The following is a 6684-nucleotide window of genomic DNA, read 5'->3' on the forward strand; positions in this document are numbered from 1 at the left end:
CTGAGCAAGTTACCTGCGATTTTTCAACCGGTTGATCCGGCGGTTCATTCGGGTTGTGTAATAAATCAACCCCGCGAAAACGACGGCAATGACCGTGATCACTACCCATAATTTGCCGTCCTGCCTGAGTAATTCGGAAACAGGTCCCTGGGCATGGCCTACCATTGGCAGCATCGTGAAAACCAGCAGAAGCAATCCGGATATGTTTTTGGAAAATGCTTTCATTGGATAATGGAGGTGTCGGTGAGGGTTTGATTTGACTCTTTTTCTTCAATTGTTTTTTCGATCCTCCTCATTCGGAAGCGCAGTTGGGTTATCCAAAGGGCCAGTAGTGTAAAACCAATGAATGCGGGCCGGATAATCACGGTAATGCTCTTATCCTGATCATATTGATTGAAACCGGGATTGCCTCCGTTCCCCGGATGCAAAGAGTCGGTAAGGCGGGGCAGAATCATGATCAGCGGTATGAACATCGCAAATGCAAAAATGTTGTAAATCGAAGAAATTCTGGCGCGCCTCATTTCATCTTCAAACGACCCGCGCAAGATAAAATAGGCCAGATAAAGCAGCATGCCGACGGCCACCCCATTGGTTTTAGGATCGTTGGGCCAGAAATCTCCCCAGGCAAAATAGGCCCAGACCGAACCCGTAATGCAGCCCAAAATTCCGAACAGGATCGCGGTATTGGCGAACTCGATGGCCCATAAATCGTCATGAATTCTTCCCTTGCTCAGGTAGCGTATCGAAAAAATGGCCGACAACAGCAGCAATGTCATCATCGCTATCCATAACGGTGGATGATAAAAAGCGTTTCTGATTGTTTCATTCAGGATCGGCAGGCGCGGCACACTGTTGACAAGGCCGGCAATCAACACATATAGTAGTATGGCGATGGTCAGGATTTTCCACCAAAACTGCTTGAAATAATGCATGGGGTTTGTATTGGTTAGGGTGTGCAAAGGTAACCGCCAGATGCTTTCACCGCTTGATTTTAATGCGGATTTAATAAATTTCAATGGGGCTGGTGGAGTGATTGAGTGCTTGTTTGAATTGCCAGGCAGTTTTCGGATATTGGATACTTAAAATCAGAAGATTATGCGAAAAGAAATTAAGCTGCATATCCTGTTCTGTTTGGGAACCCTGCTAATATTCATTGGGCAACCACTGATCGATAACCCTCATTCCGTTTTCGGCTACTTCCTATTCCTTTGCAGTATCTATATGGGAAGATGGATATATGGTCAGTCTTATACAGCGAACTGGTTGGACATCTTCCGGATGTTCTTTCTTAGCTTTTTTGCCTGGAGTATCGGAGGCCTGGCTGTGTTTGTCAGTTACGTCGAACCTGGTCTGCGGTGGACACATTATCTTGAATCGCTAATCAATATTGCATGCTTTACGGCATTGTGTCTTTTCGCGGGGTTTTTTTGTTTCAAGAATCAGGGAAAAACTGCGCAAGCCCTTGGAAGAAAATCCCGGGGATAACCCCTTAGGATCCGGAACTTAATATCGTTGCGGTAATGTTGCTGTAGTGTGGATGGTGGTGTGTGGCAAATATCACATTTTCAGCGTATTATATTTTTTTTTCAGGTCTTATGTTCTCAGTTTGCCAGAAAGTGGCCGCAGCTTTATTATGTCTGGTCTCCGGGCATGTCATGTGCCAATCCTCCCAGCCGGGGCTTGCAGGCACTGCGCCCTCCAAATGGCTGACGTTCCGAAACACGCATTCACCAGGCAAGGTATACAATTTTGCAAATGCGGGTCCCAAGACTTATACCTACGAGGAGTACTTCGCCAGGGTCTGGTTGCCTGTCGTGCACAATAAAAAGGTAACCGTGCTACTCGGCCCCAATTACCGGACCGAGCAGTTCGAGTCGAAAACGCCGGGTGAAAACCCGATACGCAGCATGTCGGGCTGGAACCTGCGCTCTTACGGGCTGGACGTAAATTCTTTTGTGAAGCTGGACAGTACTTCCTGGCTGGTAACCACATCGCATTTTAACAAGAGCGGCAATATGGCCGAACTATCCCTGAAACAGGTCCCTCTTAATTACACGGTGTCGGCATCCTTTCTCCGCAAAAAGTCTGCAAGTAAGGAAATTGGGGCAGGGATTATGCTCAACCAAAGCTATAAGCTGACGATTCTGCCTGTTTTGTTATTCAACTATAACTTCTCGGAGCATTCTGGTATCGAAATGATGCTGCCCAAGAGGGTGGCGTGGCGGCAAAACCTGTCACGAAACGACATCCTGTACCTTCGCGGCGAGTCGGTAACCCGCACTTACTATACCAACCCTACCGGAGGGGATAATCCTTCCGTATACAGGCGGGTGGATGTGGACCTGGGCCTGAGCTATAACCGAAGATTAGGAAGTTGGGCGGGCGTGGAGTTCTCTGCCGGATACCGTAAAAATTTGACTACCAAACTAGTCGAAGGCGCATTGCCGGTGAAACCTTCGGGGCTTGCGATGACACTCGATTTTTATGTTCAGCCACCAAGGTTCAAAGGCAGAAAGTAAGGAAAGCCCACTAACCCGTCGCCTGGCGCGCGAGGTTCCCAGGCAGCGATATTGCTGGGGGATCAATCATGGAAGCGCTATTTCAAGCGCCTTTTGCAGTTGCACATCTTTTTCTGCCAGCATCTCCCCAATGGAAGGGCTGACAGGATAATCGGCAATAATGCCACGTCCAGGCTCATTGCCGGGTGTCACGGCATTGGAATACTTTACTGTGGGGACCGCCAGCCGGATACCCGAATGCGGAAGATCGACCCGGACGGTTCCCCCCGAATTGTTGCCTTCATATCCTCCACCGGTTTCCTCGCCGATAAAAACACCTCTTGCATTACTTCGGGTGATGGCACAAAAATCGGCCGCAGTAGAAAATGTCCGCCCGTCAATGAGCACGTATACTTTTCTGCCGAAACTAACATTTGCCGGTTGCTGTAATGCCAATCCGGGATGATCCTCCGGTGTCATAAGCGGCTTGGACCTGGATTGAAGTGTTGAGAAATACCGGAATGGCTCGCTGGTCAGGTAAGAATAAAGCAGCGCCCCATAGACATCGTCGCCACCACCATTACCGCGTAAATCAATGAATAAATGCTGAATATTTCGTTGCTGTATCTGCTCAAATGCAGTTTGCAGGAAAACCGGGAAATCCTGACCGGCATTGGAAACCCGGTCTTTGCTGAATGTGCGTATCGTTAGCACTGCGCGCGTGCTGTCGGTGATATTGAATTCGAGTGGTTTGGCATTGTTGGCAGTTTTGTAGGCGGGACATTGGGTGTTTTCAAAATGCGTCGCCGGTAAGGTTACTTCCCGCACCCGCCCGTCCGGTATGACCAATTCCAAATCCTGGTGATTTGGCGTGCCGTGATTGTCCGCATCAGTTGTACATTCGGCCTTCGGATGGGCAGAGGCAATGTAGCCTGTGACATTTTGAACCGAAGAAATTTCATAGGTTGTGATCGCAGGAGCAGTAGTACCTGCAACTTTAACGATTCGATAGTACTTGTAACTGTTGTCGGCGTTAGTATTAACTGTGAAAGTTTTAGGGTTAGCCGTTGCCGCAGTTGCAGCTGTCATCAGATCTGCCCAGGTCGTTTGATCATTTGAACCCTGAATCATTGCCGTGGCCCCGGTTCCGAAAGTGGTTCCATTGTGCGAGATACTTGTCAATTTAACCGGTGTCTGATACTCGAAGGTGTAAATCACCGCACCATTAACCACTTGATTGATAGCAATCACATTATTGCTGGCACTGACGGATGTTGTTACCCCATCGTGCATGAATGGGAGATCCGTATGTATACCATCATCATTTGTCAGTAAAGTGCTCACGTAAGCGACTGTTCCAGCTTCGGCAGCGGTGTAAAAGCAGGCCGGACTTTCTACCGCATCCAGCACCCCGTCATTATCATCATCAAGGTCAGCGACATCCTTAACTCCGTCGCTGTCAGAATCTGAACAAACATTGTATGCTTTGTTAGCAGCATATGAATACGTGTAACTTGCTTTATAGGCATTTCCATCAGCAGCTAACTGCAAAGCGTCCTCGAAACCATTGGCATTACTGTCGGTGATAGGGTTAAAGGTGAAATTGTTAGCTGTATTGGTAGTTGTACCCGCTTCCAATGCATCACTACAACCATCGCCGTCACTATCTGGATCCATATGGTTAACAAATGTGTCATTGTCCAGGTCATTCGTACAGATAGCCTTCGGATGTGCTGATGGCGTGAAACCCGTTGAATTCACAATGGCGGATATTTCATAAGTGGTAACAGCAGGTGTTGAGGTGCCCGCTACTTTTACGATTCGGTAATAACGATAACTATTGGCTGCATTGTTGTTGACGGTGAAAGTTTTAGGATTAGCTGTCGCAGCTGTCGCTGCCGTCATCAGATCGTTCCAGATATTCTGATCGTTAGAACCCTGGATCATGGCGGTGGCACTGGTACCAAAGGTTGTGCCGTAGTGCGAAACACTCGTCAGCTTTACTTCCGTAGGATATTCAAAATTGTAAATTACAGCCCCATTGATGGCCTCGTTGATCGCAATGACGTTGTTGCTGGCGGTGACAGTGGTCGTCACGCCGTCATGCAAAAACGGCAGATCAACGTTCACGCCGTCATCATTCGCCCGCGGGGTAGAAACAGACGAAATCACAGATGCCTCTCCGGCACTATAAAAGCAACCCGGACTTTCAACCGCATCGAGCACGCCGTCGTTGTCATCGTCAATATCGACCAGATTACAAATCCCGTCGCTGTCAAAATCGTCATTTTGGCCGGTTCCCCCGGCTGACCCTCCGCCTGCGCACGTGGCCAGAATCCCGACTGCCGGAAAATTTTCTTTCAAAGAACCCGAGTCGCCAAAGGAATACATCAGGACCGAGCATAATGCGAGGTAGATAAAAGTGTGCCTCATAGAATCGAAATTTGTGGTTAGAATACGTTGAGTAGGACAGCTTGTTATTGAATTGGCGGATTGGTTAAAATGTTACTACAAGTTCATGGTCCGAGCGGACTAAAAATGTCCTGTGGGGCATTCGTGGAAAAGCTATTACCAACTGGTAATAGCTTTTCTCTGGATACTAGTCTCAATGATTTATTGCTATCTTCCGAAATTTACAGCTCTTGATTTTATGCACCTGTCACTCATTTTGCGACACTATCACATTTTTGTTACTCAAGGCTATCAGATCTCTAACCTATACTAGCGAACAAGGTATATACGGATTGCATATGCCCAGCCGTATGCTACGGAATGACGTTGACAGCTAGCCAGTTTGCTGTAAATGAGTACTGTATTGGATATTTCCGAGCCATACTTTTTGTAAGGGTATCATTTTAGTGGGAGTGGCCCTGACCGTCGATGCGCTTGGTTGGGCGTCCGTTCGTTTGAGACCTAAACTCTTGGTGATGCGGCACATTTTCGAATATCTCCTATCGCTTGGATGTCATCGTTACGCCACTGAGTATTTTTAAGTTTTTAATGCATTTGCGTAAAACGCCTCGTGACAGAAATATAACTGTAAGTTGTACAACGGTAGGTAGGTGGGTATGCAATCTGGGGAAAATGACTTAAAATTGAGATAAAAAATAAACTAATCGGGATATGAAATTGATTGATTTGGTTGAAAACATTGAGAATGCCGATCCGGATGCAATAATTTTTCAAGAAGATATGACAAATCCAAGTTCTGATATTATACTTTCATTTGTCGGGGGAGAGGATCAAGAAATAAAAGAAGAGCGGGGGCGAAAATATCACTATTTAATAGAAGTTTTCTTGGCAAAAGAGTTTATTGAGGACTGGAATGCCAGTTTAGGTTATGAACCTTCCGCAGAAGAGACGGCAAAGCGATTATACGAATACGCCATTAACGATGCATAATTTAAAATTAATACATGTCGGTTCTCGCTTGGCTCTGACGACTGAGGGATACTTGGAAGGCTTCCAGCCCGAAGTTAGAATAAACGAAAACATAAGCTCTGTCCCTTGGGTTTATCTTCGCGTCAACTCTCCAAATTAACTGCTCAAATAGGCTGAAATGAGAGGCCAGTTTTCAAAAACGGCACTTTGGTAGACCAGTCAGGAGGGATTTTTGATCTTGTGGCAGATCGTTTCAGCTGCTGAGTTAGAGAATGTGTCTTTCAGCTTTTTTACAAATAGTGAATCTATCGGTATGCGGAAACCGGTATATCTTCCTTGCAACCCGATTTTAGGATTTAATCTAAATGGCTATAATGTGTTGAAAATGAGGGTATTTTTGCTCAGTTAATCTGGTAGCGACACGGTCAATAAGCAGCTTTCACCTAGCAATCACTATGAGGATTAAACCAAATAGGAAACTTATGAGCATCACATTAAGCCTCAATTGTATTCGGTCTTGTGCACCTTTAAATTCTCTCCAGAAGAATATTCCCCATAAGGAAGCAATAATTATAGCTCCGGATGCTAATCCATATGATATGGCTGCTCCGGCCTCATAAGAGGCTATAATACTAAGTAACATGCCGAAACACCAGATAGCTCCTCCCACGACCCCTAGGAGGTGATCTTTCAAACTCCCTCTAAGATAGCCCGAAAACCCGACTCGTGAACCCGTAAAAGGCTTAATCATAATAAGTGGGTTAAAAACGACATTGCTTAAAAACACACCAGCGGCGAAAACAAA

The 6684-nt window shown here is 46.3% G+C and carries 6 protein-coding genes; 2 read left to right on the forward strand and 4 right to left on the reverse strand.

The genetic code is table 11. The features are described 5' to 3' along the window. Positions 1 to 9 precede the first annotated feature (9 nt). Both BMW93_RS34145 and ccsA read right to left on the reverse strand, forming a co-directional pair. Complete coding sequence (locus tag BMW93_RS34145) at positions 10 to 225, reverse strand: CcmD family protein (RefSeq protein ID WP_090387172.1); 216 nt, start codon at positions 223 to 225, stop codon at positions 10 to 12. After that, positions 222 to 974 carry a cytochrome c biogenesis protein CcsA gene (gene ccsA, locus BMW93_RS34150; RefSeq protein WP_409013133.1) on the reverse strand — a complete coding sequence of 251 codons (753 nt, stop codon included), beginning with the start codon at positions 972 to 974 and terminating at the stop codon, positions 222 to 224. The genes BMW93_RS34145 and ccsA overlap by 4 nt, the downstream gene beginning before the upstream one ends. 681 nt (positions 975 to 1655) lie before the next feature. Between ccsA and BMW93_RS34160 the strand changes: the two genes are divergently transcribed. Next, a complete protein-coding gene (locus BMW93_RS34160) occupies positions 1656 to 2519 on the forward strand; it encodes a hypothetical protein (protein WP_229241122.1) in 864 nt (287 codons plus the stop codon). Positions 2520 to 2585: 66 nt separating this feature from the next. Here the strand turns inward: BMW93_RS34160 and BMW93_RS34165 are convergent, their stop codons facing one another. After that, positions 2586 to 4931: a S41 family peptidase gene (locus tag BMW93_RS34165; RefSeq protein ID WP_090387177.1), complete on the reverse strand. Its 2346-nt coding sequence runs from the start codon at positions 4929 to 4931 to the stop codon at positions 2586 to 2588. A 690-nt stretch (positions 4932 to 5621) separates the two neighbouring features. On the opposite strand from BMW93_RS34165, the gene BMW93_RS34170 reads away from it, so the two are divergent. After that, positions 5622 to 5900: a hypothetical protein gene (locus tag BMW93_RS34170; RefSeq protein ID WP_090387179.1), complete on the forward strand. Its 279-nt coding sequence runs from the start codon at positions 5622 to 5624 to the stop codon at positions 5898 to 5900. A 418-nt stretch (positions 5901 to 6318) separates the two neighbouring features. On the opposite strand, the gene BMW93_RS34175 is transcribed toward BMW93_RS34170, so the two are convergent. Continuing rightward, a partial coding sequence (locus BMW93_RS34175) for a GRP family sugar transporter (protein ID WP_218147770.1) occupies positions 6319 to 6684 on the reverse strand: 366 nt, incomplete at its 5' end.

The sequence above is a fragment of the Dyadobacter sp. SG02 genome, assembly GCF_900109045.1.
In the GTDB taxonomy this organism is placed as follows: Bacteria; Bacteroidota; Bacteroidia; order Cytophagales; family Spirosomataceae; genus Dyadobacter.